Raw genomic sequence first — 26,462 nt, 5'->3', positions numbered from 1 at the left:
CATGGCGAACACACTGGCGTGGACGGCAAAGATCTTCGACGGCGGATGGGTGGACGGCGGTGGTGGAACCCTCGACGTGACCGCGCCGTCCGACGGGTCGGTCGTGGCCACCGTCGGTGCCGCCGACGTCGCCGACCTCGATCGAGCAGTCGCGAAAGCTGCACGTGCGCAGAAGGAATGGGCCGCCAAGCCGTACACCGAGCGAGCGTCGGTCATGACGAGGGCCGCGGAGCTTCTCGCGGACGATCCCGAGCGTCTGACGCGGTGGTTGGTTCCCGAATCGGGATCGAGTCACGGCAAGGCGGGGGCCGAGATCGGACTGGTTCTCGCCGAGCTGACCGAGGCCGCCGCTCTCGCGTCGCAGCCCTACGGGCAGGTGCTGCGGAGCGCGAAATCGCGTTTCTCGGTGGGTCGTTACGTTCCGATGGGCGTCGTCGGCGTGATCAGTCCGTTCAACTTCCCGGCAGTGCTGTCGATGCGGTCGGTCGCGCCTGCTCTGGCCGTCGGCAATGCCGTCGTTCTCAAACCCGATCCGCGAACGCCGATTTCGGGTGGTCTGATCCTCGCCGAGATCTTCGCCGAAGCGGGCCTGCCGGACGGTCTGTTGCACGTACTGCCCTCGGGTGCCGATGTGGGAGCCGCTCTCGTCTCGCACCCCGATGTCCCGTGCATCTCGTTCACCGGGTCCACGGCGGCCGGCCGGCGAATCGCGGAAGCTGCAGCGCCACTACTGAAGAAGGTCCACCTCGAACTCGGCGGGAACAACGCGTTCCTCGTGCTGCCCGACGCAGACATCGAGGCCGCCGCATCGGCGGGCGCATGGGGATCGTTCCTGCACCAGGGGCAGATCTGCATGGCGTCGGGCCGGCACCTCGTTCCCGAGCATCTCGCCGAGCAGTACACCGCGGAGCTTGCGAAGATCGCCGCACGCATCACCGTCGGAGACCCGACCGACCCGTCGAATGCGTTGGGGCCCATCATCGACGAGAACCAACTGAAGCGAGTCGACGGCATCGTGCAGAGCACGGTGACGGCCGGTGCCGAACTGGCTGCAGGCGGAACGTTCGACGGTCTCCACTATCGGCCGACCGTGCTCGGCAACGTGCCGAAGGATTCGCCGGCGTTCACCGAGGAGATCTTCGGCCCGGTCGCACCCATCACCACGTACCGCACCGTGGACGAGGCGATCGAGATCATCAATTCATCGGAATACGGCCTGTCCGTTGCGATCGTCACCGCGAATCCGTTCGCGGCGTACGAGTTGGCGGACCGAATCCGTTCCGGCGCAGTACACATCAATGATCAGACGGTCGACGACGAGGCGGTCGCCCCGTTCGGTGGCGTGAAGGCCTCGGGTTCGGGTGGGCACTTCGGCACCACCGTCAACCTCGACACCTTCTGTGACCTGCAGTGGGTCACGATGCAGTCGGACATCCAGAGATATCCGTTCTGAGCCCCACAGCCGTTTCGAACCTGCAGCGGCCCCGCATCCAAACGCTAGTCGCGGTGCGGGGTCCGCTCGCCGGTGTTGGGGTCGACGTCGAACAGTTCGTCGGTGTGGTCCGGCGCGTAGACGACCTGCGTGGACTCGCTGGATCGACGACGAGCGCCCTCGCGTACGGCCAGATATCCGCCGGCGAACAGCACGATTACCGCGATGCCCGCAACGATGGCCCAACCCTCGAAGCCGCCGGCCAATGCGGCGATCAGGCCGCCGATTGAGGCAATTCCGGCAAAGATCAGTACGACGGCCAACATGTTGACGACAGCTCTGGACATGCTTGATACGGGAGGCCTTTTCTCGACCATGGGAGTAATTCCTTTCGATCAGTTCGATCGTGGAATACCCGAAAGCCGATCGACTAAGCCCCGCGGTCCTACTGGGCCTTGCGTGCTCGATACGCGGCAACGGCTGCGCGGTTGCCGCACGTGGTGCTGCAGAACCGACGCGACCGGTTGCGTGAGAGGTCGAGCACCAGCCCGTTGCAGTCCGGATCGGCGCAGACGTCGAAGCGCGAGAGCTCGTCTGCCCGGATGACGTCGATCATGGCCATCGCGGTCTCGACCACGATGCGGGTCACGAGGGGACTGTCGTCGGCGACGGCATGGATATGCCAGTCGAGATCTCCGTGACGAACCAGTCGGGGCAGGGCCGAGGACTCGGCCAGCAATCGGTTGACCTCGACCACCGCGTCGTCGCGGCTGCTGGTCAGCAGTGCGCGCAGGGTCGGCCGCAGTGCCCTCACCGCCTCGAGCTCGGCGTCGTCGCCGTCGAACCGCCCGGAGTACCCCTGTTCGGTGAAGAACTCGGCGAGCTGCTCCCGCGTGGTCAGCGTGTCCGGGTCCTCGGCCGAATTGACCAAGGCCACGGCGGACAGCAACGACAATTCCGCGTCATGAGCAAAAAGCATGTTGACACCTTACCAAGTCACTCCCTACTGTCACATGTCATGACGGCTTACACTCATGACGCGCAGTTAGATCTCGCGGCCACCCACGACGCTGCGGCGCGGTCGCGGCGACTCTCGGGACTCGGTTTCGCGCTGCTCTCGGCGGCGTCCTTCGGGCTCTCCGGTTCGCTCGCGACGGGACTGCTCGACGCCGGCTGGACGGCCGGGGCTGCGGTGACCGCGCGAATCCTGCTGGCGGCGGCCGTCCTGCTGATTCCGTCGATCCTCGCGTTGCGTGGGCGATGGAGCCTGGTGGTGAAGAACTGGAAGCTGCTGCTCGCCTACGGAGCCTTTGCTGTGGCAGGCTGCCAGCTCGCGTTCTTCAACGCCGTCGGACGGATGGAGGTGGGGGTGGCGCTGCTGATCGAGTTCACCTCGCCCGTGGCCGTCATCGGCTGGATGTGGTTCCGTCACCAACAGCGACCGGGTCGGCTGACCGTGGTGGGCGCACTGCTGGCCGCGATGGGTCTGGTGCTCGTGCTCGACCTGATCTCCGGTGCCGACGTCGACACCGTCGGTGTGCTGTGGGCGCTGGGCTCGATGGCCGGTGCGGCCGTCTACTGGGTGCTGTCGGCGGACGAGAGCAACGGACTCCCGCCGATCGTGCTCGCCGGGGCCGGCCTGCTCACCGGTGGTCTCATCCTGTTGGTCGCAGGGCTGATCGGTATCGTCCCGTTCGCGGCCCCGCTCACCGACGTCACCTTCGTCGATGCGGTTGTGCCGTGGTGGGTCCCGATCATCGGCCTCGGCGTCGTGACGGCCGCACTGGCCTACGTCCTCGGGATCGCCGCGGGCCGACGCCTCGGGTCACGGTTGGCATCGTTCATGGGATTGATGGAAGTCGTTGCCGCACTTGTGTTCGCGTGGTTGCTGCTCGGTCAGGCCCCGGCGCCGATCCAATTGGCCGGTGGCGCACTGGTTCTGCTCGGCGTGGTCGTCGTCAAGTCCGGCGAGCGAGCCACGGCGGAGGAGCCGGTGGAGCCGCTGCAGAGCAGGCCGTGACCTGACGGTCAACCGTCGACGCGGCCGAAGACCACGGCGGCGAGGATGGTGTGGGCGCTGGCGATCACCGAATCCAACGGTTCGCGCTCGGGAGAGAGCAGCCATTGTTGGGCGATGGTGAGGACCGCGCCCACCAGGCCCATAGCCAGTGTTCGACGGTTCGGCCCGGCGAGCCCGTGGCCGGAACCGACCGCCTCGGCCACCTGGAGCACGGTCTCCGAGAACGAGGTCGTGGTCTTGCGGTAGAGCGCATCGACGGTGGACGAGACCCCGAGAATCTCGACGAAGGCGATGCGCGCAGATTTCGGATTCTCGGCGACGAAGGTGAAGAAGCCGGTGAGAGCGGCTCGAAGCACCTGCTCGGTGGAGTCGGCCTCGGCGGCGGCACCGGCGAGGATGTTCTCGCGCATGGCGTCGGTGGCGCGGGCGTAGGTCGCCATCAGCAGGTCCTCGCTGTTGGTGAAGGACTCGTAGAAGTAGCGCTTGGTCAGGCCCGCCTCGCTGCACACCTTCTCCACGGTTGCGGTCCGGTAGCCGGTGGTGCCGAAGACTTCGACGGCTGCGTCGAGCAGGCGAATCCGACGCTCCTGCTGCCGCTGCCGAGGATCGGCACCTCGGTAGGTGCGGCCGACTTCACTGTGAGGGATGGTCACAGACAGATCTTGACACCGCTCGGTATCAGATGCAAAGTGTTCGCAGACAGGCATTCCGATCGAGGGGGAGCACATGGCGGCGTCGACGCTACGGAACAAGGTCGTTCTGATCACCGGGGCGGCACGGGGGATCGGTGCCGCGACGGCGCGGGCGCTCGCCGGCCGAGGTGCCCAGCTGATCCTCGTCGATGTCGACGAAGCCCCGCTCCGCGAGGTCGCGGCCCAGTTGAAGGCAACCGCGTTCGTCGCCGACGTCCGGAACCTCGACGACATGCAGCGGGCCGTCGACGGCGGAATCGAGGCGTACGGCGGCATCGACCTGGTGCTCGCGAACGCCGGAATTGCCAGCTACGGATCGATCATGCAGGTCGATCCCGCCACGTTCCAACGTGTCATGGACATCAACGTGATGGGCGTGTTCAACACCGTCCGCGCCGCGCTGCCGTCGCTCATCGAACGCAACGGCTACGTCCTCGTCGTCTCCTCGCTCGCGGCGTTCACCCCGTGCCCCGGCCTGGCCGCGTACAACGCCAGTAAGGCTGCAGCAGAACACTTTGCGAATGCGCTCCGGCTCGAGGTCAACTATCGAGGCGTCGACGTCGGCTCGGCACACATGGCCTGGATCGATACGCCGATGGTGCAGGACGCCAAGTCCGACCTCACCGCATTCCAGGATCTGCTCGCGGTGCTCCCGGGCCCGCTGGGTAAGACGATGACCGTCGACCAGTGCGTCGACGCCTTCGTCGACGGCCTGGCCAAGCGCAAGCGTCGCGTCTACGTGCCGCGGTGGGTGGGAGCTGCGTCGTGGTTCAAAGCCGTCATCACCTCGCGGGTCGGCGATCGCAGCATGCTCGAACACGTGCCGACGATCCTGCCGAAGATGGACGAGGAAGTGGCCCGCCTCGGCAGGTCCGAGAGCGCTCGCAACAAGACCAGCTGATCGAAAGACATCGAAGGAATCGTTGACATGACTGCCGTACTGCCCACTCCCGAGGTCGACGTCCTCATCATCGGTGCCGGCCTGTCCGGGATCGGTGCCGCGCGCCACCTGGGGCACGATCTGCCCGGCAAGACCTACGCAATTCTCGAGAGCCGCGGCGCTATCGGGGGAACGTGGGATCTGTTCCGCTACCCCGGAATTCGCTCCGACTCCGACATGTACACCCTCGGATACAGCTTCAAGCCGTGGATGGGGGAGAAATCCATCGCCGACGGCACCGACATCCGCAACTACATCGTCGAGACCGCGCGAGAAGCAGGCGTCGAGAAGCACATCCGGTTCCATCACAAGGTCGTCGCTCTCGAATGGTCGTCCGAGCAGCAGTTCTGGACGGTGACCGCGCATCGAAGCGATACGAACGAGACGGTCACGGTCACCGCGTCGTTCGTGTTCTCCTGCAGCGGCTACTACGACTACGACAAGGGCTTCAGTCCCGAGTTCGCCGGACAGGACAAGTTCGGCGGCCAGGTGATCCACCCGCAGCACTGGCCCGAGGATTTGGACTGGTCGGGCAAGAAGATCGTCGTGATCGGCAGTGGTGCCACGGCAATCACGTTGGCCCCCAATCTGGCTCGCGATGCCGAGCACGTCACGTTGCTGCAGCGCTCGCCCAGCTACGTCCTCTCACTTCCGTCGCAGGATCCGATTGCGCTGACCCTTCGCAAGCGCCTGCCGAAGAAATTGGCCTACAGCGCCACTCGGCTCAAGAACGTATCCATGGCGATGCTGATCTACACCCTGAGCCAGAAGTATCCGGAGTTCATGAAGAAGCGGATCCGGACGATGCAGGAAGGGTGGCTGCCGAAGGGGTACGACCTCGACACCCACTTCACCCCGTCCTACAACCCGTGGGATCAGCGGCTGTGCCTGGTGCCCGACAACGATCTGTTTCGCTCGATTCGCAAAGACGAGGTCTCGATCGTCACCGACCACATCGACACGTTCACCGAGACCGGACTGAAGCTGAAGTCCGGCCAGCACCTCGATGCCGATATCGTCGTCACCGCAACGGGATTGAATCTGTCTGCATTGGGCGGCGCGACGTTCCGCGTCGACGGCAAGGACGTCGACCTGCCCAGCACCATGGCCTACAAGGGCATGATGCTCACCGGTATCCCCAACTTCGCCTTCGTCGTCGGATACACCAACGCCTCGTGGACGCTCAAAGCCGACATGGTCTCGAACTACGTGATGCGACTGCTCGCGCACATGGACGAGAAGGGATACAGCACCGTCGAACTCGAGCGCGACCCGTCCATCGACGAAGAACCGTTCCTCGACTTCGCCGCGGGCTACGTTCTGCGGGCGGTGGACAACTTCCCCAGGCAGGGCAGCGAGACCCCGTGGACGCTGCGCATGAACTACTTCCGCGACCTTCCGGTACTGCGCTACGGCAAGGTGGTGGACAAGGCCATGAAGTTCGGCCGTCCGCGCGCGAAGGTCTCGATCGGATCCTGACGGGAATTGTTTCGGGTCGAGTGTGTTGGTTCTCGATATGAAAATTGGAATCATCGGAAGTGGACTGATCGGCGGCACCCTCGTTCGGCGTTGGGCGGCGCTCGGTCACGAGATCAGATTCTCGAATTCACGTGACCCGGAAACGCTGGCGGACCTGGCAGCGGAGACCGGAGCGACGGCCGTCTGGGCCGCGGAGGCCGCGCAGGACGCAGACCTGGTGCTGCTGAGCATTCCGCAGAAGAACGTTCCCGATCTCGCTCCGGGAATTGCTTCCGCCCGCAAGCCCGGGGCCCCGATCATCGAGACCAACAACTACTACCCGCAGCAGCGGGACGGGTTGATCGAGGACATCGAGGGTGGGACGCCCGAAAGCGTGTGGGTCTCTCAGCAACTCGGCGAGCCGGTCATCAAGGCGTTCAACGGAATCTGGTACAAGCACCTGCTCGAGAAGGGTGTGCCCGCCGGGACCAGAGGTCGAATCGCACTACCGATCGCAGGCGACGACGACGATTCGAAGAAGCTGGTCTTCTCGGTCATCGACGAGCTCGGATTCGACCCCGCCGACGGCGGAACCCTCGCCCAGTCGTGGCGTCAGCAGCCGGGAACGCCGTCGTACGGCAAGGACTTCGGAATCGACGCTCTCGTCGAGGCGCTGGGTCAGGCGACCGACGAACGCAGTGCGGAGTGGAAGGCCTGAACGAGGTTATCGCGCTACCGGACGCGACCCTCGCGGAGTGTGCGCTCCGCGAGGTCGCGTAGCGGGCCGGTCAGGCTGGAATCGCCCACCCGGCACGAGTGCTCACCCACCGACACACTCCACACGAAGGTGTCGCGGGCGTTGGACTCGGCCGGATCGGCGGCCTGCTGATCGGCGATGTACGGCTGCGCGGCCTCGACCAACGACTGCCATTCCGGCTCGTCGGTCTCGACGACGCCGCGCTTGGACATCCCGGCGACACCACCGGTTCGCAGTACCTCGATGCGCAGGCTCATCTGCTCTCGATCACACCCGATCGTCGCTCGGCTTCGGTAGGGACTCGAGCCCTGTTGTCTTCACCCCCACGGTAGACCAACCCGTGGCCACGGCCTCGGCAACGTCTGAACCGGCTCCGAATCGCTTGGTTGCTGCGGCGAGGGTCGCGGCCGAGAACCCGGCGAAATCGACTGTCGGGGACAGTCCGCCGACGGTCATCGTGTCGAACCAGACCTGCCCGATGCGGTCCCAGGCCGGACCTCCGAGCGTGGTGGCCGCAACGGCGAACGCGCGGTTCGGGATACCCGAATTGATGTGCACGCCACCGTCGTCCTCGGTGGTGACGACGAAATCGTCCATGCTGGCCGGCTGCGGATCCTTACCGAGCACGTCGTCGTCGTAGGCGGTTCCGGGCTCGAGCAGCGAGCGCAACGCCTTACCTTGCACTGCAGGCAGGAACAGGCCTTCGCCGATCAGCCACGAGGCGTCCTCGGCGTTCTGCCCGGCTGTGTACTGCTCGACCAATGCGCCGAACACATCGGAGATCGACTCGTTCAGCGCGCCGGCCTGGTCCTTGTACTCGAGCGGGGTGGTGTACTGCGTGAACCCGTGCGCGAGTTCGTGTGCGATGACGCCGAGCGAGACGGTGAATCGAGCGAACACCTCACCGTCACCGTCGCCGAACACCATGCGCGAGCCGTCCCAGAACGCGTTGTCGTAGTCCTGGCCGTAGTGCACGGTCGCGTCGAGGGGCAGGCCGCTTCCGTCGAGACTCGAGTAGCCGTAGACCTCGTCGAAGAACGCGTATGTGGCACCGAGGCCGTCGTACGCCTCGTCGGTCGCGGCATCGCCCGTGGGATCCTCGCCCTCGGCACGTACTTGCCGGCCGGGTAGATCACGAGTGGACTGCGCGTCGGAGATCGTGCGCTCGAGCGTGCCGCCGGTGCGCGGGGCGATGGCGGTGCGCGCCTGCACCACCTCGCGGCCTGCGCGCATCTCACGATCGGCGAGCAGAGTGGCGCGAGCACCCGGCCCCTGCAGCCGCTCGAGCAGAAACGGTGGAACTACAGAATGGAACGTCATACGCGGTGACCCCCTAGGTCCGTGGCATGTGCGGTGATGGTTCCCAGTGTGCACGAGCTCACCGACACATCTCGGTGAGCTCGAACGAATCAGGTCAGCTGCGCATCGCAGACAGGTCGATTCCCTCCACCTCGCTGGGCGGACGGATCGCCGTCAACGTCGCCCAGTTGCGGGCCAACAGCGACGCGTCGGAATCGTCGTCCTCGGCTCGGATCTCGTCGAAACGAACGGTGACGAAATCCTCCCCGCGATCGCCTATTTCGGCCTGGACCGCGCCGTAGCGGGCCAGAGATGCGGGCACGATTCCCGCCAACTCCGCGAGCGGAACGTCCGGGACGTTGACGTTGACGACGGCATCGGACGGGCCGTGGGACATCATCCACGTCACCGCGATGCGGGCCACGTGCTCGGCCGTCGCCCAATGGGCAGGCTCCGTGGCGATCGACGACAGAGCCATTGCCGGGACCCGATGCGTCAGTGCCGTCAACGCGGCTCCGACCGTGCCCGAATGCAGTACGGCGGCACCGGTGTTCGGTCCGTGATTGATTCCGGAGAGCACCAGATCCGGGGGGTCGCCGAACGCCCCGCGGGTGGCCACGAACGCGATGAGAGCGGGTGACGCCTGCACCGCGTAGGCCGGCACGTCGGGAAGACCGGCAATGGCGACGGACCCGATACCGAGGTGATCGTCGACGCCCATGCCCGTCAAGGACGCGCTGGCCCCGCTGCGCTCCTCGTGCGGCGCGGCGACGACGACGTCGAGGCCGGCTTCCACTGCCACGCGTGCGAGCAGGGCGATGCCCTCACTGGACACGCCGTCGTCGTTGGTGATCAGGGCTCTCATTTCTTGCCTGCCTTCTCGTACGGACGAACCTCCACCGCTTCGGTGAGGCCGAGAACCAGGTCGCGTCGCCCGCTACCGAGGCCACGGCGCGTGACGTTGGCCGTGCCCGCTCCGCCGCCGAGTCGCAACGCCTCGGGGACCGACAGTCCCTGAGCCAGCCCCGCGGCGATGCCTGCACTCATCGAATCGCCTGCTCCGTGGTGATCGACCATGCGCAGCCCCGGCGTGACGATCTCGAGCACGTCACCGTCGACCAGCGCCAGGGCCGGATCTCCGGCCCGCGAGATCACGACGATCTCCGCGCCGTCGTCGTGCATCTGCCGCATCGAATCGATCAGGTGCGCCGGGTCCTCGGACTCGGCCCGGCCGTCGGCGATGAGGTCCTCGTGGCTGACCTTGAGCACCGTCAGGCCGCCGGCGAGCGCGGCGATCATGGTCGGTCCCGAGAGGTCGGCCACCACCGTCTTGCCCAGGGCGGTGAGGTCCGCGCACAGCCGCTCGTACACCTCGGGCGGAACGATGTCGTCTTCGTGCGGTCCGCCGAGAATGGCGACGTCGCTGCGGGCACCGGCGGCGAGGGCGGCGCTGAACAGGTCGTCGAGGGCGTGCCGGGCCAGCGGCGGCGGGTCGACAGTGGCCAGGATCTCGCGCTCACCGCTGCGGCGATCGTGAACGTACGAACCGCTCTCCTGGCCGATGTCGACGGAGACGACGGTGATGCCCTCCCGCTCGACGATGTCGCGAAGAATGCCCCCGATCTCGCCGCCGAACACTCCCGTCAGTGTCACGTCGAGGCCGAGCACCGTGGCCATCCGGGCGATCCAATGGCCTTGGCCGCCTGCGTGCACGTGCAGTTCGGTGTTGCCGTTGGGGGCTCGGTCGAGGGTCACCGTCAACAGTGGGGATGGGGCGAAGACGAGAGCACTGAGTTCGCGAGGGGAGGGAGGCATCGAGGTCGAATGCCCGATATGTCAGGTCCGAAACGGCAAGCACGTCAGAAGCGACGGCGCAGGCGCATTCCGATCGGGCGGCCGTCGGGGTCGACGAACAGCCGGTACGCGAACGCAGCGAGTCGCTGCTGCCAGACGGGCGGCACGGAGATCTCGTGTCGGCGCAGCCTGCCGGTCGGGCGCGGGCCCGAGGACGGGTTGCGGTGCCATTCGTCGAGTGCCGTCGCACAGGCCGAGATCGCATCGAAGAACTGCTGTGGATCCACCAGGTCGGCGTCGTCACCATCGGCCCGGCCGAGGTGTTCGCGAATGAGCTCCAGGCGCAGGTTGCGGGCATGGGTACGGGCACCGTCGCCCAGGCCTGCGGGGTCGAGGGGTTCGCGGGTGTCGCGTTCTTCGTCGACGATGGCCGCCGTCAGCTCCGAATCATGGGTCCACGAACGACGATTGAAGTTGTCCGAGCCCACCGCGGTCCACACGTCGTCGATGATGCAGACCTTCGAATGCACGTACACAGGTATTCCGCGGTCGTTCTCGATGTCGAGAACCAGTACGCGATCACCTCCGGCAGCGCGGATGACCTCGAGCGCGGCCGAGTGCCCCAGCAGCGCAGAGGGAATGGTGAGTGCGCTGTCGTCGTCGAGGTGCTTGGGAACCACCACCACCAGCTTCAGGTTCGGCTTGCGACGCAACGCAACCGCAAACACGCGGGCGACGTCGACCGACCACAGGTACTGATCCTCGATGTAGATCAATTCGGTGGCGCGGTCGAGTGCCTTGGCGTACGCCCGGGCTGCACTGCGTTCGCCCTTGGTCGCGAACGGGTAGGCGGGACGCCGCCTGGGGTAGGTGCGCAACAGCTGCACCGAGCACGTGCCCCGAGGTTCCGGAGCCGGTGCCGCAGGCGGCAGTTCCGACGGCTCACGCGTCACGCCTCGGATCATGTCGGGTATCGCGTGCCACGGCAGTCGGGACAGGGCTGCGGGATCCTCCCACCGCTCGCGAAAGACGTCCTCGACGTCCCGCACCGCCGGGCCCTCGAGCTGCACCTGCACGTCGTGCCAGGCCGGGATCTCCCCGTACTCGGGCGGGAAGGGGCGTGAGATCGGATCACCGAAATGATCGGCGTCGTCGCGTCGGGCACGGGCCAGGTCGATCCCGCCGACGAACGCGATGTCGGGCAGGTCTTTCCTGCCGTACCGCACGACCACGAACTTCTGGTGGTGGCTTCCGGTCACCAGCACGCGCTGGTCGAGGATCACCTCGCCACCGGCCTCCTCGAGGCGAAGGGCGAGCTTGCGATTCTTCGGTCCGGTGAAACCGAGCGTCTCGATGTGCGAGCGCCACACCATGCCTTTGACGACACCACCGCGGTGCGCGACGTCGGCGAGTGCATCCTCGACGGTCACGCCGTCGTCGGTGAGCATCTGCTCCGGGTCGCCGCGCCAATCGGTGAAGAGCACCAGATCGTCGCGCTCGGTCTTCTCGAGCGCCTTCGCCAACGCCGCGAAGTACGTCTTGCCGTGCACGAGATTCTGGACGCGGTTGCCCTCCGTCCAGGCCGTGATTCGAGTGTCGTCGTTGCCGCGTTCGGTGGCAGTGAGGAACCACGGATGAGCGGGGTCGAAGTGCCGCTCCGGAGAGATCAAGGCTGAGGAGGATCGGCCGAGGCTTTCGGAGACACGGTCGACGACGCGCCGGATGCGCTGCACTATCACGACCGCATCATTTCATCCGGTTTGAAGCACCGAGAGGGCGGGCACCCGAGCGTCATGACTCAGGTACCCAACGTCACGCTCAGAAACGGCAAGCAGATCCCGCAGCTCGGTTTCGGCGTGTTCCAGATCGATCCCGACGAGACGGCGAAGGCTGTCGAAACGGCACTAGAAATCGGCTACCGCCATATCGACACGGCCGAGATGTACGGCAACGAGAAGCAGGTCGGCGAAGGTATTCGCAACTCCGGCCTCGACCGCGAGTCGGTCTTCGTCACCAGCAAGCTCAACAACGGCTTCCACAAGCCCGACGACGCGCGAACGGCATTCGACAAGACCCTCAGCGACCTCGGAACCGACTACGTGGACCTCTTTCTGATCCACTGGCCGCTCCCGACTCGCTACGACGGAGACTTCGTCTCCACCTGGAAGACGTTGGAGGAGTTCGTCGCCGACGGGCGCGCCCACAACATCGGCGTATCCAACTTCCAGCCGGCCCACCTCGATCGGTTGGCGGAGGAGACCGAGACGGTCCCCGCGGTGAACCAGATCGAGGTGCACCCGTACTTCGTCAACAACGACGTGTGGGCCTACGGCCGTGAGCACGCCATCCCCACCGAGGCGTGGTCGCCGATCGCTCAGGGAAACGTTCTCGACGACCCCGAACTGAAGCGAATCGCCGACGCAACAGGCAAATCCGTCGCTCAGGTGGTGCTGCGCTGGCACATTCAGCGGGGCAACATCATCTTCCCGAAGTCGGTGACGCCGGAGCGTGTCAAGGCCAACTTCGAGATCTTCGACTTCGAGCTCAGCTCCGCCGACGTCGACGCCATCACGGCCCTGGACAAGGGTGAACAGGGTCGTAACGGCCCGAACCCGGACACCTTCGACATGATTCCGGACTAGATACCTCGAACTGTGGGCTCGAACGTTGTCGATACGTTCGAGCCCACAGTGGTATCACGACATCTGTGTCACGGGATCGTGAGTGCGGATCCCGTTGCGGCGGTGACCTCTTCGGAAGTGACACCGGGTGCGAGCTCGGCCAGTGCGAGGGCACCGTCGCCGACGACGTCGATGACGGCGAGGTTGGTGATGATGCGATTCACGACGCCCTGTCCGGTCAACGGCAGAGTGCAGGCGTCGAGTATCTTCGGGTTTCCGTCGCGGTCGGTGTGTTCCATGACGACGATGACGCGCCGGGCACCGTGCACGAGGTCCATCGCACCGCCCATGCCCTTGACCATCTTGCCGGGCACCATCCAGTTGGCGAGGTCGCCGGTGCGTGAGACCTGCATGCCGCCCAACACGGCGGTGTCGATGTGGCCACCGCGAATCATGCCGAAGCTCAACGACGAATCGAAGTACGCGGCACCGGGATTGACGGTGACCGTCTCCTTGCCCGCGTTGATGAGATTGGCGTCGACCTCGTCCTCGGTGGGGTACGGCCCGGTGCCGAGGATGCCGTTCTCCGAGTGCAGGGTGACCTTGACCGCGTCGGTGAGGTACCCCGGGATCAACGTCGGCAGTCCGATGCCGAGATTGACGTACTCCCCGTCGACCATTTCCGCTGCGGCGCGTTCGGCCATCTGGTCGCGTGTCCACCCTGTATTCATGCTCGAACTCCTGAACTGACGGTGCGCTTTTCGATGCGCCTGTCCTGTGGCCCGGTGTGCACGACACGTTGGACGAACACTCCGGGAAGATGTACGTGGGCCGGATCGATCTCGCCCGGCTCGACGAGCTTCTCGACCTGCGCGATGGTGATCTTGCCTGCCATCGCGGCGAGGGGGTTGAAGTTCATCGCCGTCTTGTCGAATACGAGATTTCCTGCGGTGTCACCGATCTCGGCGTGCACCAGTGCGAAGTCGGCATTGATGGACTCCTCGAGAACGTAGCGCTTGTCGCCGAACACCCGAGTCTCCTTGGGCGGCGACGCGATCGAGACGGATCCGTCGGCGGCGTAGCGCCACGGCATTCCGCCGTCGGCGATGGGGCTGCCCACTCCGGCCGGAGTGAAGAACGCGGGAACACCGTTGCCGCCGGCGCGAAGTCGCTCGGCGAGCGTGCCCTGCGGGGTGAGCTCGACCTCCAGTTCGCCGGCGAGGTACTGGCGGGCGAACTCCTTGTTCTCACCGACATACGACGCGGTGACACGGCGAATGCGTCCGGCTGCCAGCAGGATTCCGAGCCCGTAGCCGTCGACGCCGCAGTTGTTGGAGAACACTTCGAGCTCGGTGGCGTCGGTGTTCGCGATGGCCTCGATGAGGGCGTCGGGGATGCCGCACAATCCGAAGCCACCGACCGCGATGGTCGCTCCTCGGCCGATGTCCGCGACCGCCTCGGCGGCGGACACGTAGGTCTTTCCAGTCACTTGCAGCTCCTGATGTGTTCGTTGAGCAAACGTTGAACCCAGTGAACCTGAGCTGTGTATTTGGATGCGGAGAATGCCGGTTTTTGCTCGTTCGGTGAACGGATGCGGGCTCGGCGTCCACTGAGTGGACGTACTATGGCCAGGTGACCTCAGCGGAAGCCAACGCAAGTGTGATCGGCAAGATCTGTTCGTTGCTGCGCGCGGCGGGAAGCGAGGAGCCGTCGGGTGCCTCGACCACCGCGCTCGCTCGGGCGACCGGTATCGCGCGACCGACTGCACATCGCCTCTTGGCGTCTCTGGCCGACCAAGGGTTCATCGACCGCGACGCCGCCACCGGCCACTGGTCACTGGGCCCGGAGATCTACCTGCTCGGGTCGATGGCGGCATTGCGCTACGACATCACCGACAAGGCTCGAAAGATAGTGCAGGCGTTGGCTGCCGAGAGCGGAGAGAGTGCGTTCCTGTCGGTCCGGCGCGGAGCGGAGACCGTGTGCCTGCTTCGAGTGGAGGGGAGCTTTCCGTTGCGTTCGCACGTGTTGTACGAGGGCATTCGGCTTCCGCTCGGGGTGGCGTCCGCAGGTCTGGCCATTCTCGCTCACCTTCCCGATCGGGAGGTGGACGAGTACCTGGGTGGAGTCGACTTGGTTCCCGAGTGGGGAGAGACGCACTCGGACAACGCGATTCGACATCGCGTGGGACTCACCAGGACAACGGGGTTCGCCGTGAACCCTGGATTGCTGGTGGAAGGTAGCTGGGGTCTCGGTGCTGCCGTGTTCGACCGTGCCGGAGGTCCTGCGTGGGCGCTGAGCCTGACGGGTGTCGAGACGCGATTCCGTGATGATCGACGACGTGAGCTGGGCAAGCTGCTGCTCGACGCCGCCCATCGACTCACCGTGCAACTGGGGGAGCGTCCCAGCCCCGGCTAACTGTCCATCTCTTCGAGAATGTCCGCGGCGTCCTGACTGCCTGCGGTGGCCAACCTCTGCAACTCCTCGCGGTCGCCGCGTTCACCGGCGAGCTCGACGAGGATGTCGACGGCATCGCTGCTGCCCGCATCGGCGAGAGAGCGGAGTTCGTCGAGGTCGTTTCGAGAACCTGCGAGTTCGACCAACTGGTCGAGGGCGTCGTGATCGCCCTCGTGTGCCCGAGCTCGCAACTCGGCCATCTCGGACGCCGTGGAATCAGGCTCGCTCATGGGGTGGAGTGTAGAACGACGCGGCGAACAATGGCAGGTCAGTCGCCTGCTGTTCGGCTCCAGCAATCTTGTCGGTGGCCCGGGTTACTGTTTTCTTGTTCGAACAGGCGTTCTTGTTTCGGCTCACCGGGGGGTGGAAGATGGGTGCTGTACCGATCGTGTCACTGGAGGCGTTGACTGCTGCTGCGCGTGCGGAGAATCGGCAGGCGGCCCGCAAGATCACCGCCTGTTACGAGGTCCATCGGAGCTGGATCACCCACGACATCAAGTACAAGCAGTACAGCCGATACGGGCGCACCGAAATGGCCGTCGCGTTGGGGTGCTCGGCGACGGTCGCCGAATCGTACGTGTCCATCGCCGTCGCCCTGCACACGCGACTGCCACTGCTGCGGGACGCATTCGAGACCGGGGAGATCGACCTTCCGCGGGTGCGCACGGCATGCCGGATCCTCGACAACCTCTCAGACGACATCGTCACCTCCGTCGAAGCCGAGGTCGTCGAAGCAGCCCACCGGTTGTCACCGGGTCCACTCGAGAAGGAGATCTGGGACATCCTCCTGCGGGCCGCCCCGGAAGAAGCAGCCGCACTACGCGAGTTCGCGAAGAGGTTCCGCACCGTCACCTACACCCCGGCCGGGGAACTGGCCCGGATCCGGGCGGAGTTGACCGCCCCGGAAGCTGCCGCTGCGTGGCAGTTGCTCGAGGAGATGGCCGACACCTTGTGCCCGAAAGATCCGCGCGGGAAGAAGGAACGCCTGTGTGATGCGTTCATGGCCCGCATGCACGGCGAACCCCAACTGGCGTGCCTGTGCCAACGGGAGGACTGCCCCAAGAAGGATGCGGTGCTGCCCGATCGGCGGGTGCCGCTCACGATGATCACCGTCGATATAGCCACCTTGATCGGGTTGCTCGCGAACCCGGCGTATCTGGCCGGGCACGGTTCCATCGATCCTGACCTCGCCCGAGAACTCGCGCGCAACAGTCAATGGCAGATCCTGCTCACCGACGCAGTCACCCTCGCTGAAAAACTCGGACTGGCTGTGCAGAACCCGGAAACCGGGGAATGGGAACGAACACCGAAAACCCGAGCTCAGGAACAGGACCCAGGGTCGGCAGCGACAGCGGACACGGACACGGACGCCGACTCAGGGACGAACGCTGCGTCGGGAAGACGCGCGGCCGAGACCCACAGCCGCACCGACAGCAACCCGGAGCCCCAGACCGAGACCGAGTCGGAACCCGAGACTTGCACGTCCACAGGCACTTCCGTCGATGTCGACACCGATGCAGCACCGATCCCCGCGCAAACGCCTGGGCCAATGCTTCCGCCGAAGTCCGGCACTGCACCCGACCGAACCGAAACAGGATCTGCTCCAGAGCGCCCCGGGGCGGTCCCGCCGACACCAGTACCACCACCGACAACAAGCCCCACGCCAGGAACAGTTATCCCGCCGGAACCGGGCACGGCGACATCACCGACTTCAAAGCACGACCAGACGGAGAATCATCAGACGGAGGATCACGCGGGGGACACCTCTGCCCATTCAGCTCCTTCCGAGACCGAGACCGAGACCGAGACCGAGACCGAGACCGAGACCGAGACCGAGACCGGGGCAGGCGCGGACAGGCAACGGCGGACGCAATCGCTGACCTCCGCCGCAGCGCTGTTCTGTACCCACACTCCCGTCGGCCGGGGCACACGGCACAGCTCTGCCCTCGACCTGCCCTCCGCGATCCGGCGCAACAACCGAACGATCCCCACTGCAAGCCACACCTCCTCCGGCATCTACCTCGGCAACGCCTCCCTCGCCGCCGCACTCGAAGCCGCCATCGCCGCCGACCCCACCCTCGGAAAGTCGGTCTCCCGCGACCCCCTCACCGACCGCGCACTGATCTACCGACCCGACACTCTCACCACCGCAGCGGTCCGACTCCGCGACAAACACTGCCGCTTCCCCGGCTGCCACCGCCCCGCCGCCCGCTGCCAACTCGACCACATCAACCCGTTCGACCACACCAACCCTCTCGGCGGCGGCTGGACCACCGTGGGCAATCTGCAGTGTCTGTGCGAGTACCACCACTGCGTCAAAACCGCCGGCTACTGGAAAGCCACCATGCTCCCCGGCGGAGCCATCCTGTGGACCTCGACCTCGAAGACCACCCGAATCACACTGCCCACCAACGGCACCGCCGTCCCCATCCTCGGCAACGACCTCAGACCACACATCCCCACCCAACCGAGAAACTCCGAAATCATCGCCTACCCCAACCCACCCGACAACCAACAGCCCGAGACAGACGACACGGCAGCACCGCCGTTCTAGGCGATGCTGCCGTGGATACAAGTGCCCGTTGGGTCAGATCAGGTGCTGAATGTGGTCGCGGGTGAATTCGATGCGCTCGTCTACGCGGCCGTCTCCGACCTTGTTCACCCACTCGGGGTCGGACAGCAGCGCACGTCCGACGGCCACCAGATCGAATTCGTTGTCCTGGAACTGACCGACCAGCGCGTCGAGTCCGGTGACACCGGATGCGGCGTCCTCCGACCATGCCGAGGTGAACACCGAGTCGAGGCCGACCGAACCGACAGTGATCGTCGGTACGCCGGTGAGCTTGCGGGTCCACCCGGCCAAGCCCAGCTTTCCGTCGTTGCCGTCCAGCTCCGGGAATGCCGGATCCCAGTGGCGACGGGTCGAGGCGTGCAGGATGTCCACTCCGGCGTCGACCAGGGGAGTCAGGACTCGTCCGAGTTCCTCGGGGTTCTGTGCGATCCTGGCGTCGAAGTGATTGCTCTTCCACTGCGAGAATCGGTACACGATGGCGAAGTCCTCGCCCACCGCGGCGCGGATCGCGGCGACAACCTGCGCCGGGAAGCGCGTCCGAGCTTCGAGGGAACCGCCGAACTCGTCGTCGCGTACGTTGGTTGTGGCCCAAAGGAATTCGTCGAGCAGATACCCGTGCGCGCCGTGCAGCTCCAGGCCGTCGAAACCGGTGTTCTTCGCATTGACCGCGGCCTGTACCCACTGCGAGGTGAGTTCGTCGAGGTCGGTGTCGGTGAATGCTCGACCCACCGAAGAACCGTCGAGTGCAATCCCCGACGGGCTGACGGTAGTGACGTCCGGGAACAGGCGGGGTTCGGTGCCGCGCTCGACGCCGAGGTGCCACAGCTGCGGGATGATGGCGCTGCCCTCGGCGTGCACGGCGTCGACGACGCCCTTCCAGCCCTCGAGGCTGGCGTCACCGTAGATCCGCGGGACGCGGGTGTGAGGGCCGGCGGCGGGATCGGGAATGTAGGTGCCCTCGGTGATGATGAGGCTCGTGCCACCGGCAGCGCGTTTGCGGTAGTACTCGGCCACATCGGGACCGGGGACGCCGTCTGGGGAAAAAGCGCGCGTCATCGGGGCCATGGCGAAGCGGTTGCGCAGCTTCAGCGATTTGACCTCGAACGGCTCGAAAAGCCCGGCGGTGGACAGATGCTGTGTTGTGGATGCAGTTTCGGTCACGCCTGCGGGCAACCTGCATCGACACCGAGCTATTCCCGACGCGAGGCTGTTAGCGTCGAAGCCTTATGAGCCCTTCGCCGCTGATCTCTGCCGCCGAACTGCACGACCTCTTCGAGATGGGGCGCGGCCCGGTCCTACTCGACGTCCGATTCACGCTCCTCACCGGCAGCGACCGAGCCGGATACGAAGCCGGCCACATCCCGAACGCGCAATTCGTGGACCTCGACGCGGAGCTGGCGGCTCCGCCGGACAGTCGCGGACGCCACCCGTTGCCCGACGCCGAGACGTTCGTCGCAGCGATGCGCGGCGCCGGGGTCGACGACGACTCCTCCGTGGTGGTCTACGACGCAGGCCCAGCAACCGCCGCGGCGCGCGCGTGGTGGCTGCTGCGCTACTTCGGGCACCGCGACGTTCGGGTCCTCGACGGTGGCCTCGCCCAGTGGGTCGCAGCCGGATTTCCGATCGGGACCGAGCCGTCGATAGTGGCGGCCGGATCGTTCACCGCCCGACCATCGCTCGCACGCGTCCTCGATGTCGACGATGTGCTCGACTTCGCGCAGAACAACATCCTGCTCGACGCCCGCGCACCCGAACGGTTTCGTGGAGAAGTGGAGCCAGTGGATCCCGTCGCCGGTCACATCCCCGGTGCGGTCAATCGTCCGACGACCGAGAACGTCGATGCGGATGGGCGTTTCCTGCCTCCCGAGGTACTCGATGGCACATTCGGTGGACTCGTGCCCGAGGGGAAGGACGTCGCCGTCTACTGCGGATCGGGGGTTACTGCGGCACATCAAATTCTCGCGCTCGAGTTGGCGGGCATCGATGCGGCGTTGTACCCGGGGTCGTGGTCGGGATGGATCACCGATCCGGCGCGCCCACGGGCGTAGGACACGTCGCCTGACCAGCGCGTTCATGCAACCAGGGTTGAACTTGAAACTGACTTCAACTATACCTGGGGCATGAAGGTTGAAGGCAGAGTTGCCATCGTCACCGGGGGTGGTGGCGGAATCGGCGGTGCCATCGCTGCCCGGCTCACCGAACACGGGGCAGGCGTCGTCGTCTCCGACCTCGACGAGTCCACGGCCCGGTCCGTGGTCGACGCCATCGAACGCGATCGGCCGGGAACGGCCGTCGCCGCTGCGGCGGACGCGTCGAACACCGAGGACATTCGACGGCTGATCGCGGTGGCCGAGGATTCGTTCGGACCCGTCGATCTCTACTTCGCCAACGCAGGCATCAGCGGTGCACCCGGACTCGACGCCGCCGAGCAGGACTGGGACCTCTCGTTCGACGTCAACGTGCGCGCGCACATTCGCGCCGCGCAGTTGCTGGTGCCGGGTTGGCTCGAACGCGGCGAGGGCTACTTCGTCAGCACCGCGTCCGCGGCCGGCTTGCTCACCCAGATCGGCTCGGCGACCTACGCGACCACCAAGCACGCGGCGGTCGGATTCGCCGAATGGATGAACGTCACCTACGGCAACCGTGGCATCCGCGTCAGCTGCCTGTGCCCGATGGGTGTCAACACCAAACTGCTCTACGAGGGACGTGAATCCGGAGATGCATTGGGAGCGGCGGCAACTGCCGCGGTTCTCAGTGCCGGTGCCGTGCTCGAACCGCTCGACGTCGCCGATGTGGTGCTCGACGCAATGGACCGCGAGCAGTTCCTGATCCTGCCGCACGAGAACGTACTGGACATGTACCGCAACAAGGGTGCCGATTACGACCGGTGGTTGCGCGGCATGCGTCGCTACCAGGACAGCTTGCTCGACAACAACCGATAGGGGCCCACCGTGGCATTTTTCGAGACCTCCGACCGCGCGAAGAAGTACGAGTCGGATCTGTTGGAGTTCATGGACTCTCACATCTATCCGGCCGAGGCAGTGTACGAGCAGCAGATGCTCGAGTCGGGTGACCCACACTTTCAGCCGCCGATCATCGAGGACCTGAAGAAGGAAGCGCGCTCGCGTGGACTGTGGAATTTGTTCCACCCGCATCCCGAGTGGGGCCCGGGCCTGACCAACCTCGAATACGCACCGCTGGCCGAGATCATGGGCCGCAGCCTGCTCGCTCCCGAGGCATGCAACTGCAACGCTCCGGACACCGGCAACATGGAGGTGTTCACGCTCTTCGGCACCGACGAGCACAAAGAGAAGTACTTGAAGCCGTTGCTGGACGGCACCATTCGTTCTGCCTTCGCGATGACCGAGCCCGACGTGGCCAGCTCCGATGCCACCAACATCGCGATGAGGATGGAGCGTGACGGTGACGATTTCATTCTCAACGGGCGCAAGTGGTGGACGTCCAATGCGATGCACAAGAACTGCAAGGTGCTCATCGTGATGGGCAAGACCGATCCCGAGGCGGCTACGCACCGCCAGCAGTCGATGCTGGTGGTTCCCATCGACGCACCCGGTGTCACGGTGCTGCGCAACCTGCCGGTGTTCGGGTACATCGACCGCGAAGGCCACGCCGAGGTGCTCTTCGAGGACGTGCGGGTGCCGGCGAAGGATGTGCTGAAGGGACCGGGTGAGGGCTTCGCCATCAGCCAGGCCCGCTTGGGACCGGGCCGGATCCACCACGCCATGCGCACGATCGGCGTGGCCGAGCGTGCACTCGAATTGCTCTGTCGCCGTGCGGTATCGCGCGTGACGTTCGGCAAGCCGGTGGCGATGCGCTCGAACATTCAGGACTGGATCGCCGAGGCGCGCATCGAGATCGAGAAGACCAGGTTGCTCACGTTCAAAGCCGCGTACCTGATGGACACCGTCGGGAACAAGGAAGCGCGCACGGAGATCGCAGCGATCAAGGTTGCGGCACCCGAGATGGCGCTGAAGATCATCGATCGTGCCATCCAGGTTCACGGCGGTGGCGGAGTGTCCAACGACTTCCCGCTCGCGATGATGTACGCACACATCCGCACGCTGCGGCTCGCCGACGGTCCGGACGAGGTGCACAAGATGTCTATCGCGAAGATGGAGCTGAAGAAATACCTGTGAAGGTAGCCCACCGTAGCAAGGTGAGCCTGTGCTAACTTCTGCGGATGAAACGGACATTCCTGGGGTGTGTGCTCGTTCTGACAACCGCGTCGGCGCTGGTCGCGTGCAGTAGCGGGGCAGTCGACGACGCCGGAACCGACGCCCGCACCGTCACGATCGACACACTTGCCGGGCCGACTCAGATCACGGGAACGCCGGAGCGCATAGTCGCCTTCGGGCAGCAGTGGGTCGACGCGCTGTTGGAATTCGATGTGCAACCCGTCGGGTACGTCTCTGCCGGATCGAACGGCGACGAACGTGGGCTCTACCCCTGGCAGTCGACAGTGAGTTCCGATGCCGAGATGCTCGACTCGGCTGCGGTCGGCCAGATGGACGGTGCGGTGCCGACCGAGCAGATCGCGGCGCTGCAGCCGGATCTGATCTTGGTGTCGGGGATCGCGTCGATCGAACCGTATGCAGGTCTGGCGGACTTCGCACCGACAATCTTGCCCAAGTCGGACAGGGTCGAGACCTGGGAATCGCAGATCGAGACCGTCGGCCTTGTGCTAAATCGGGAAGACGACGCTCGGCGAATCATCGACGAGGGCCACGCCGTCACCGACGACATCAAGAAGGACTATCCGGGACTCGACGGAAAGACAGCGGTGCTCTCTCAGTTCGTCTTCGACTCCCAGCAGCTTGCTGTCGTCGCCGACCCCGAAGACGGCGCTGCCCAAGTGTTCGGCAGCATCGGGCTCAGTGTGCCGCAGAGTCTGGTCGATTCACCCGACATCTCGCACGGACGCATCGTGCTCAGCCCCGAGCGTCTCGACGTGTTGACGGCCGATCTGGTCGTGATGCTTCCCAATGGGGGAACGCGGGAAGACCTGGAGAAGCTTCCGGGATTCTCGAGTCTGCCTGCGGCGGCGGGTGGTGGAGTAGCCGTGGTGGACTACGCTACGGTCGTCGGTTTCAATACACCGTCGAAGGCGTCGGTCGAGCACTCGCTGAACAAGATTCGGCCACAACTCGAGGCGGTGGCGACTTAGCTCCGGGGTGACCAAGCCGGGTCCCGTCCGATGAAGGCCATCAGCTTGTCCTGTGGGGATGCGTCGTCGGCGACGGGGACGGCGGGGCCGTACTGCCCACTGTCCCGCAACATCTGCTCCATCGGTCGCATGGCCTCCAAGGCTGCAGCGCAGCGCTCCTGACCCAGATCAGGCTCTCGGCCAAGGGCTTTCGCCAGGTCCCAGGAGTGCATCCAGACGTCGGCGGTATAGAACATCTCGATCGCCTTGTCCACCGGCATGTCTCCGGTGTGCGGGTTGCTCAGAATCCGGCCGGCGGGGTCGTCGAGAATTGCTTGGATGTCGGCGACGTGCTGGGTCCAGGCCGCGGCCGGGTCGGCTTCGACGTCCAGGGTCTGCAGTTCGACACCGGCCCCGCCGGCGAGAAAACCGCGAGACCACTCGATCAGGTGCTTCACGACATCGATTGCCGCCCAGCCTGATACCGGGCTCGGGCGTGACCAGTCCTCGGGCGACGCGAACAGGACGAGTGCGGTGAAGGCTGCCGCGTCCTGCAGGTGCTGCCCAGCCGGCCCCGTTCGTTGCGCGAGCAGTTCGTCGAGCTTGTCGTAGCCCTCCTTCACGCCTACGTCCATTCCACTGGAGAGCATGCTGTCGCGAGAGGCGAAGTCCGACATCACACTGAGCACTCTGAGCAGCGTGCCCCCGCCTTCGCGGTTCTCGAACGTGAGCGTCTCGAGCGCGACCGAATCTGGCTGGCCCTCGTAGGTGAAGGTCCACACGATTCGTTCGTTCGGGCGCACCTCGTGGAAGCTGCCGAAGAAGGAGGCAATTTCCTCACCGTCACGGTCGTTGGCGAACGCCCACGCGCCTCCGGTGTGGCCCTGCCACTTCAGGATTCGGGTCGTCAACGATCGCGGACCAACCCACTGGCGATACAGCTCGGGGTCGATGTGAGCGCGAAACACCCGCTCCGGTGCCGCATCGAACTCTCGAATGATCTCGATCGTGGGGACTTTCTCGTCCGCAACGATCTCGGTTTCGTGCGCGGTCATGACACTTCCTTCGTCTCGGTGGTCTTGTCGTCTGCGATGGTTTCCAGCAGGGCATCGAGGCGTCGATACCGTTGCTCTGCTTCCTGGCGATAACGCTCGATCCATTTCGTCATCAGGCCGAACACCTCGGCGTCGAGATGCACCGGACGACGCTGGGCATCTTTGCTGCGGGTGACCAATCCGGCCGCTTCGAGCACCTTCACGTGCTTCGACACCGCTTGCAGGCTGATGTCGTACGACTCGGCCAGCTCGCTGACGTTCGCATCCGCCCCGGCGAGTCGAGCGACGATGTCGCGTCGCGTCGGGTCGGCCAAGGCAGCGAACGTCCTGTTGAGCTGCTCAGTTCGATCGTCCATGGTGTCCTCACTGTGTGGTGCCGCCGAGAATAGGCCGCCCGCCGAACGTAGTCAACCAATTGGTTGATAAAGGGATCGCCTACCCCGGTCGTATGAGCGTCGGTGATGACATGGTGCGAGACGTGCTCTCCCATGCTCCGGGCCATCCGCTACGGGTGGCCATCGACGGAGTGACGTCTTCCGGTAAGTCCACGTGCGCACGATGGCTTGTGGATGCTGTTGCAGCACATGATCGTCCGTCCATACATGTGACGATGGACGGTTTTCATCACCGGCGCGCCCACCGTTACCGACAGGGTCGGGCGTCGGCCCTCGGCTACTACCGGGATGCCTACGACTTCGACGCGCTCCGAACACACGTGCTGATTCCGTTGGGGCCGAACGGAAGCAATGCCATTCGGCGGCGGATCATCGATCTGGTGACGGACGAGCCGGTCGACGATTCGCTGGAATCGGTGCCTGCCGATGCGATCGTGGTCGTGGACGGAACATTTCTCCATCGGCCGCCGCTGCCCGACTACTGGGACTACACCGTCTTCGTCGGCACCCCCATGGAACTCGCGCGAGCCCGAGGTGTCGCCAGGGATGCGGATGCGCTCGGCGGCACGGAAGCGGCAGGTAGAGCCTTCGATCAGCGCTATCACGCGGCGTGCCGGAATTATCTCGACGAAGTGGATCCACGCGAGCGAGCTACTCGGGTGCTTCCGGGTATTGACAGTCTGCTGTCAATCGAGTGATGATCGACAGCATCCTGTCAATCTACTCGGAGGACGTCCGATGACCACCACCATTGCGCTCTATGCCACCGACACCATGGCCGACTGGGAGTACGGCTACCTCACCGCCGGACTTGCCATGGCCCGTGAACAAGCCCCGGACGCCAACCGGCTGATCATCGCCTCCGAGACCGGGGAGGCTGTGACGACGATGGGAGGTGTCCGCATCGTTCCCGACGTCTCGGTCGCCGATCTTCCGACCCTCGATGCCCTGATTCTGCCCGGCGCGGACACTTGGGACTCCGGGCACGACACGGTTCTGACGCTGGCCGCCGAACTGGTTGCGGCGGGGAAACCGATCGCGGCGATTTGCGGTGCCACCTACGGGCTCGCCCGGACCGGACTGCTCGACAACAGGCCGCACACCTCTAATGCTGCCGAATTCCTCACGCAAGCAATCGAATACCGCGGTGCCGAGCACTATCGGGACGACCGAGCGGTGTCCGACGGCACAGTGATCACCGCGGGAGGCGTGAACCCGCTCGAGTTCGCGAAGCTGGTATTCGAGCGGTTGAACGTGTTTCCGCAGCCCGTCGTCGATGCCTGGTACGGCCTCTACAAGACGGGGGATCGCAAGTACTACGACCAGCTCGTGAACGCATGAAGCATCGCACACCCGAGGGCGATGCGCTGACAGAGTTGGTGTTGCCCGTCTTCGAGCTCAACGGCGAATTCCTCGCTGCCGCACACGACATCACCGAGCCGACGGGTCTGACGCCGGCGTGGTGGCAGGTTCTCGGTGCCACCCTGGACGAGCCGTTATCGGTCGCCGACATCGCGCGACGCGTTGGGCTCGGGTTGGCGCGGCAGAGTGTGCAGCGGACGGCAAACCTGTTGGTGGACAAAGGTTGGGCCGTCTACGTCGACAACCCGAACCACAAGCGCGCAAAGCTGTTGGAACCCACCCCCAAGGGGCGGGACACCGTTGCACAGCTGCGGGATGCGCAACATGCATGGTCCGATGCCGTGGGAGCCGCTGTGGGAGAGAGCGAACTGCGTGCCTTCTCCGCCACCCTCGGCAAGATCCTGGCGGCATCCCGGGACTATCGCAGCGGCAGTGCATAATTCGGGT

29 protein-coding genes are annotated in these 26,462 nt (G+C 65.2%); 15 read left to right on the top strand and 14 right to left on the bottom strand.

Going from position 1 to position 26,462, the window contains the following annotated elements:
* The first annotated feature begins 1 nt into the window (after position 1).
* Positions 2–1,453, top strand: coding sequence for an aldehyde dehydrogenase family protein (locus CH274_RS21700; RefSeq protein ID WP_094658909.1), 1,452 nt, complete (start codon positions 2–4; stop codon positions 1,451–1,453).
* A 44-nt stretch (positions 1,454–1,497) separates the two neighbouring features.
* On the opposite strand, the gene CH274_RS21695 is transcribed toward CH274_RS21700, so the two are convergent.
* Both CH274_RS21695 and CH274_RS21690 read right to left on the bottom strand, forming a co-directional pair.
* Positions 1,498–1,779 (bottom strand): hypothetical protein, encoded by a 282-nt coding sequence (locus CH274_RS21695; RefSeq protein WP_094658908.1) that lies wholly within the window; start codon positions 1,777–1,779, stop codon positions 1,498–1,500.
* A gap of 98 nt (positions 1,780–1,877) precedes the next feature.
* A complete protein-coding gene (locus CH274_RS21690) occupies positions 1,878–2,411 on the bottom strand; it encodes a CGNR zinc finger domain-containing protein (RefSeq protein WP_032395222.1) in 534 nt (177 codons plus the stop codon).
* A 39-nt stretch (positions 2,412–2,450) separates the two neighbouring features.
* Between CH274_RS21690 and CH274_RS21685 the strand changes: the two genes are divergently transcribed.
* A complete protein-coding gene (locus tag CH274_RS21685; protein WP_094658907.1) occupies positions 2,451–3,452 on the top strand; it encodes an EamA family transporter in 1,002 nt (333 codons plus the stop codon).
* Positions 3,453–3,460: 8 nt separating this feature from the next.
* Here CH274_RS21685 and CH274_RS21680 read toward each other — a convergent pair whose 3' ends face one another.
* On the bottom strand, positions 3,461–4,105 hold the full coding sequence (locus tag CH274_RS21680; protein ID WP_032395220.1) for a TetR/AcrR family transcriptional regulator: 645 nt from the start codon (positions 4,103–4,105) through the stop codon (positions 3,461–3,463).
* Positions 4,106–4,178: 73 nt separating this feature from the next.
* Between CH274_RS21680 and CH274_RS21675 the strand changes: the two genes are divergently transcribed.
* From CH274_RS21675 to CH274_RS21665, 3 genes are read left to right on the top strand one after another with little or no spacing between them, the layout of a single operon-like run.
* Positions 4,179–5,045 carry an SDR family oxidoreductase gene (locus CH274_RS21675; RefSeq protein WP_094658906.1) on the top strand — a complete coding sequence of 289 codons (867 nt, stop codon included), beginning with the start codon at positions 4,179–4,181 and terminating at the stop codon, positions 5,043–5,045.
* 27 nt (positions 5,046–5,072) lie between these two features.
* Positions 5,073–6,563, top strand: a complete 1,491-nt coding sequence (locus tag CH274_RS21670; protein WP_094658905.1) for a flavin-containing monooxygenase — start codon at positions 5,073–5,075, stop codon at positions 6,561–6,563.
* A 37-nt stretch (positions 6,564–6,600) separates the two neighbouring features.
* Positions 6,601–7,260 (top strand): NADPH-dependent F420 reductase, encoded by a 660-nt coding sequence (locus tag CH274_RS21665; RefSeq protein WP_094659123.1) that lies wholly within the window; start codon positions 6,601–6,603, stop codon positions 7,258–7,260.
* A 14-nt stretch (positions 7,261–7,274) separates the two neighbouring features.
* Here the strand turns inward: CH274_RS21665 and CH274_RS21660 are convergent, their stop codons facing one another.
* The 5 genes from CH274_RS21660 to CH274_RS21640 form a co-directional block, all read right to left on the bottom strand.
* The gene (locus tag CH274_RS21660; RefSeq protein WP_052049464.1) at positions 7,275–7,556 is read right to left on the bottom strand and encodes a protealysin inhibitor emfourin; all 282 of its coding nucleotides are present in this window, start codon (positions 7,554–7,556) and stop codon (positions 7,275–7,277) included.
* A 10-nt stretch (positions 7,557–7,566) separates the two neighbouring features.
* A complete protein-coding gene (locus CH274_RS21655) occupies positions 7,567–8,619 on the bottom strand; it encodes a M4 family metallopeptidase (RefSeq protein WP_032395217.1) in 1,053 nt (350 codons plus the stop codon).
* Between the two features lie 94 nt (positions 8,620–8,713).
* Positions 8,714–9,463, bottom strand: a complete 750-nt coding sequence (gene surE, locus CH274_RS21650; RefSeq protein WP_094658904.1) for a 5'/3'-nucleotidase SurE — start codon at positions 9,461–9,463, stop codon at positions 8,714–8,716.
* Complete coding sequence (locus CH274_RS21645; RefSeq protein ID WP_045198496.1) at positions 9,460–10,413, bottom strand: 1-phosphofructokinase family hexose kinase; 954 nt, start codon at positions 10,411–10,413, stop codon at positions 9,460–9,462. The genes surE and CH274_RS21645 overlap by 4 nt, the downstream gene beginning before the upstream one ends.
* 44 nt (positions 10,414–10,457) lie before the next feature.
* Positions 10,458–12,131 carry a phospholipase D family protein gene (locus CH274_RS21640; protein ID WP_032395214.1) on the bottom strand — a complete coding sequence of 558 codons (1,674 nt, stop codon included), beginning with the start codon at positions 12,129–12,131 and terminating at the stop codon, positions 10,458–10,460.
* Between the two features lie 54 nt (positions 12,132–12,185).
* On the opposite strand from CH274_RS21640, the gene CH274_RS21635 reads away from it, so the two are divergent.
* On the top strand, positions 12,186–13,034 hold the full coding sequence (locus CH274_RS21635; RefSeq protein ID WP_094646690.1) for an aldo/keto reductase: 849 nt from the start codon (positions 12,186–12,188) through the stop codon (positions 13,032–13,034).
* 68 nt (positions 13,035–13,102) lie between these two features.
* On the opposite strand, the gene CH274_RS21630 is transcribed toward CH274_RS21635, so the two are convergent.
* Both CH274_RS21630 and CH274_RS21625 read right to left on the bottom strand, forming a co-directional pair.
* A complete protein-coding gene (locus tag CH274_RS21630) occupies positions 13,103–13,744 on the bottom strand; it encodes a 3-oxoacid CoA-transferase subunit B (protein WP_094658903.1) in 642 nt (213 codons plus the stop codon).
* Positions 13,741–14,502 (bottom strand): CoA transferase subunit A, encoded by a 762-nt coding sequence (locus tag CH274_RS21625; protein WP_094658902.1) that lies wholly within the window; start codon positions 14,500–14,502, stop codon positions 13,741–13,743. The genes CH274_RS21630 and CH274_RS21625 overlap by 4 nt, the downstream gene beginning before the upstream one ends.
* A 143-nt stretch (positions 14,503–14,645) precedes the next feature.
* On the opposite strand from CH274_RS21625, the gene CH274_RS21620 reads away from it, so the two are divergent.
* Complete coding sequence (locus CH274_RS21620; protein WP_179275819.1) at positions 14,646–15,428, top strand: IclR family transcriptional regulator; 783 nt, start codon at positions 14,646–14,648, stop codon at positions 15,426–15,428.
* On the opposite strand, the gene CH274_RS21615 is transcribed toward CH274_RS21620, so the two are convergent.
* Positions 15,425–15,697 (bottom strand): hypothetical protein, encoded by a 273-nt coding sequence (locus CH274_RS21615; RefSeq protein ID WP_179272852.1) that lies wholly within the window; start codon positions 15,695–15,697, stop codon positions 15,425–15,427. The two genes, CH274_RS21620 and CH274_RS21615, sit on opposite strands and share 4 nt — an antisense overlap.
* Before the next feature lie 140 nt (positions 15,698–15,837).
* Here CH274_RS21615 and CH274_RS21610 point away from each other — a divergent pair, with 140 nt between their 5' ends.
* Positions 15,838–18,021: an HNH endonuclease signature motif containing protein gene (locus CH274_RS21610; protein WP_143546627.1), complete on the top strand. Its 2,184-nt coding sequence runs from the start codon at positions 15,838–15,840 to the stop codon at positions 18,019–18,021.
* Between the two features lie 33 nt (positions 18,022–18,054).
* Here CH274_RS21610 and CH274_RS21605 read toward each other — a convergent pair whose 3' ends face one another.
* Positions 18,055–19,200, bottom strand: coding sequence for an NADH:flavin oxidoreductase (locus CH274_RS21605; RefSeq protein ID WP_032395209.1), 1,146 nt, complete (start codon positions 19,198–19,200; stop codon positions 18,055–18,057).
* A gap of 65 nt (positions 19,201–19,265) precedes the next feature.
* Between CH274_RS21605 and CH274_RS21600 the strand changes: the two genes are divergently transcribed.
* The 4 genes from CH274_RS21600 (at position 19,266) to CH274_RS21585 (ending at position 23,224) form a co-directional block, all read left to right on the top strand.
* The gene (locus CH274_RS21600) at positions 19,266–20,087 is read left to right on the top strand and encodes a sulfurtransferase (RefSeq protein WP_032395208.1); all 822 of its coding nucleotides are present in this window, start codon (positions 19,266–19,268) and stop codon (positions 20,085–20,087) included.
* A 72-nt stretch (positions 20,088–20,159) separates the two neighbouring features.
* On the top strand, positions 20,160–20,981 hold the full coding sequence (locus CH274_RS21595; protein WP_094658900.1) for an SDR family oxidoreductase: 822 nt from the start codon (positions 20,160–20,162) through the stop codon (positions 20,979–20,981).
* A gap of 69 nt (positions 20,982–21,050) precedes the next feature.
* A complete protein-coding gene (locus CH274_RS21590; RefSeq protein WP_373453943.1) occupies positions 21,051–22,196 on the top strand; it encodes an acyl-CoA dehydrogenase family protein in 1,146 nt (381 codons plus the stop codon).
* A 44-nt stretch (positions 22,197–22,240) separates the two neighbouring features.
* Positions 22,241–23,224 carry an ABC transporter substrate-binding protein gene (locus tag CH274_RS21585; RefSeq protein WP_094658898.1) on the top strand — a complete coding sequence of 328 codons (984 nt, stop codon included), beginning with the start codon at positions 22,241–22,243 and terminating at the stop codon, positions 23,222–23,224.
* On the opposite strand, the gene CH274_RS29800 is transcribed toward CH274_RS21585, so the two are convergent.
* Both CH274_RS29800 and CH274_RS21575 read right to left on the bottom strand, forming a co-directional pair.
* The gene (locus CH274_RS29800) at positions 23,221–24,258 is read right to left on the bottom strand and encodes a TIGR03086 family metal-binding protein (RefSeq protein ID WP_094658897.1); all 1,038 of its coding nucleotides are present in this window, start codon (positions 24,256–24,258) and stop codon (positions 23,221–23,223) included. The two genes, CH274_RS21585 and CH274_RS29800, sit on opposite strands and share 4 nt — an antisense overlap.
* Positions 24,255–24,614, bottom strand: coding sequence for an ArsR/SmtB family transcription factor (locus CH274_RS21575; RefSeq protein ID WP_032395205.1), 360 nt, complete (start codon positions 24,612–24,614; stop codon positions 24,255–24,257). Before CH274_RS21575 ends, CH274_RS29800 begins: the two co-directional genes overlap by 4 nt.
* Positions 24,615–24,706: 92 nt before the next feature.
* Between CH274_RS21575 and CH274_RS21570 the strand changes: the two genes are divergently transcribed.
* The 3 genes from CH274_RS21570 to CH274_RS21560 are packed head-to-tail and all read left to right on the top strand — an operon-like array spanning position 24,707 to position 26,455.
* Entirely contained in the window at positions 24,707–25,351 is a 645-nt protein-coding gene (locus CH274_RS21570) for a hypothetical protein (RefSeq protein WP_094658896.1), read from the top strand.
* A gap of 40 nt (positions 25,352–25,391) precedes the next feature.
* Positions 25,392–25,994, top strand: a complete 603-nt coding sequence (locus CH274_RS21565; protein WP_094658895.1) for a DJ-1/PfpI family protein — start codon at positions 25,392–25,394, stop codon at positions 25,992–25,994.
* Entirely contained in the window at positions 25,991–26,455 is a 465-nt protein-coding gene (locus CH274_RS21560; protein ID WP_094658894.1) for a MarR family winged helix-turn-helix transcriptional regulator, read from the top strand. The genes CH274_RS21565 and CH274_RS21560 overlap by 4 nt, the downstream gene beginning before the upstream one ends.
* The last annotated feature ends 7 nt before the right edge of the window (positions 26,456–26,462 follow it).

This window comes from Rhodococcus sp. 06-418-5 (assembly GCF_002258285.1).
Taxonomy (GTDB): Bacteria; Actinomycetota; Actinomycetes; order Mycobacteriales; family Mycobacteriaceae; genus Rhodococcoides.
The sequence above is the reverse complement of the archived record's forward strand: the minus strand, read 5'-3'. Positions and strand labels throughout refer to the sequence as shown.

Excerpts from the sequence above, each read along its gene's own strand:
- CH274_RS21700 (WP_094658909.1), top strand. The coding sequence starts at position 2 with ATGGCGAACACACTGGCGTGGACGGCAAAGATCTTCGACGGCGGATGG.
- CH274_RS21695 (WP_094658908.1), bottom strand. The coding sequence starts at position 1,779 with ATGTCCAGAGCTGTCGTCAACATGTTGGCCGTCGTACTGATCTTTGCC.
- CH274_RS21690 (WP_032395222.1), bottom strand. The coding sequence starts at position 2,411 with ATGCTTTTTGCTCATGACGCGGAATTGTCGTTGCTGTCCGCCGTGGCC.
- CH274_RS21685 (WP_094658907.1), top strand. The coding sequence starts at position 2,451 with ATGACGGCTTACACTCATGACGCGCAGTTAGATCTCGCGGCCACCCAC.
- CH274_RS21675 (WP_094658906.1), top strand. The coding sequence starts at position 4,179 with ATGGCGGCGTCGACGCTACGGAACAAGGTCGTTCTGATCACCGGGGCG.
- CH274_RS21670 (WP_094658905.1), top strand. The coding sequence starts at position 5,073 with ATGACTGCCGTACTGCCCACTCCCGAGGTCGACGTCCTCATCATCGGT.
- CH274_RS21665 (WP_094659123.1), top strand. The coding sequence starts at position 6,601 with ATGAAAATTGGAATCATCGGAAGTGGACTGATCGGCGGCACCCTCGTT.
- CH274_RS21660 (WP_052049464.1), bottom strand. The coding sequence starts at position 7,556 with ATGAGCCTGCGCATCGAGGTACTGCGAACCGGTGGTGTCGCCGGGATG.
- CH274_RS21655 (WP_032395217.1), bottom strand. The coding sequence starts at position 8,619 with ATGACGTTCCATTCTGTAGTTCCACCGTTTCTGCTCGAGCGGCTGCAG.
- surE (WP_094658904.1), bottom strand. The coding sequence starts at position 9,463 with ATGAGAGCCCTGATCACCAACGACGACGGCGTGTCCAGTGAGGGCATC.
- CH274_RS21645 (WP_045198496.1), bottom strand. The coding sequence starts at position 10,413 with ATGCCTCCCTCCCCTCGCGAACTCAGTGCTCTCGTCTTCGCCCCATCC.
- CH274_RS21635 (WP_094646690.1), top strand. The coding sequence starts at position 12,186 with ATGACTCAGGTACCCAACGTCACGCTCAGAAACGGCAAGCAGATCCCG.
- CH274_RS21630 (WP_094658903.1), bottom strand. The coding sequence starts at position 13,744 with ATGAATACAGGGTGGACACGCGACCAGATGGCCGAACGCGCCGCAGCG.
- CH274_RS21615 (WP_179272852.1), bottom strand. The coding sequence starts at position 15,697 with ATGAGCGAGCCTGATTCCACGGCGTCCGAGATGGCCGAGTTGCGAGCT.
- CH274_RS21610 (WP_143546627.1), top strand. The coding sequence starts at position 15,838 with ATGGGTGCTGTACCGATCGTGTCACTGGAGGCGTTGACTGCTGCTGCG.
- CH274_RS21600 (WP_032395208.1), top strand. The coding sequence starts at position 19,266 with ATGAGCCCTTCGCCGCTGATCTCTGCCGCCGAACTGCACGACCTCTTC.
- CH274_RS21595 (WP_094658900.1), top strand. The coding sequence starts at position 20,160 with ATGAAGGTTGAAGGCAGAGTTGCCATCGTCACCGGGGGTGGTGGCGGA.
- CH274_RS21590 (WP_373453943.1), top strand. The coding sequence starts at position 21,051 with ATGGACTCTCACATCTATCCGGCCGAGGCAGTGTACGAGCAGCAGATG.
- CH274_RS21585 (WP_094658898.1), top strand. The coding sequence starts at position 22,241 with ATGAAACGGACATTCCTGGGGTGTGTGCTCGTTCTGACAACCGCGTCG.
- CH274_RS29800 (WP_094658897.1), bottom strand. The coding sequence starts at position 24,258 with ATGACCGCGCACGAAACCGAGATCGTTGCGGACGAGAAAGTCCCCACG.
- CH274_RS21575 (WP_032395205.1), bottom strand. The coding sequence starts at position 24,614 with ATGGACGATCGAACTGAGCAGCTCAACAGGACGTTCGCTGCCTTGGCC.
- CH274_RS21570 (WP_094658896.1), top strand. The coding sequence starts at position 24,707 with ATGAGCGTCGGTGATGACATGGTGCGAGACGTGCTCTCCCATGCTCCG.
- CH274_RS21565 (WP_094658895.1), top strand. The coding sequence starts at position 25,392 with ATGACCACCACCATTGCGCTCTATGCCACCGACACCATGGCCGACTGG.
- CH274_RS21560 (WP_094658894.1), top strand. The coding sequence starts at position 25,991 with ATGAAGCATCGCACACCCGAGGGCGATGCGCTGACAGAGTTGGTGTTG.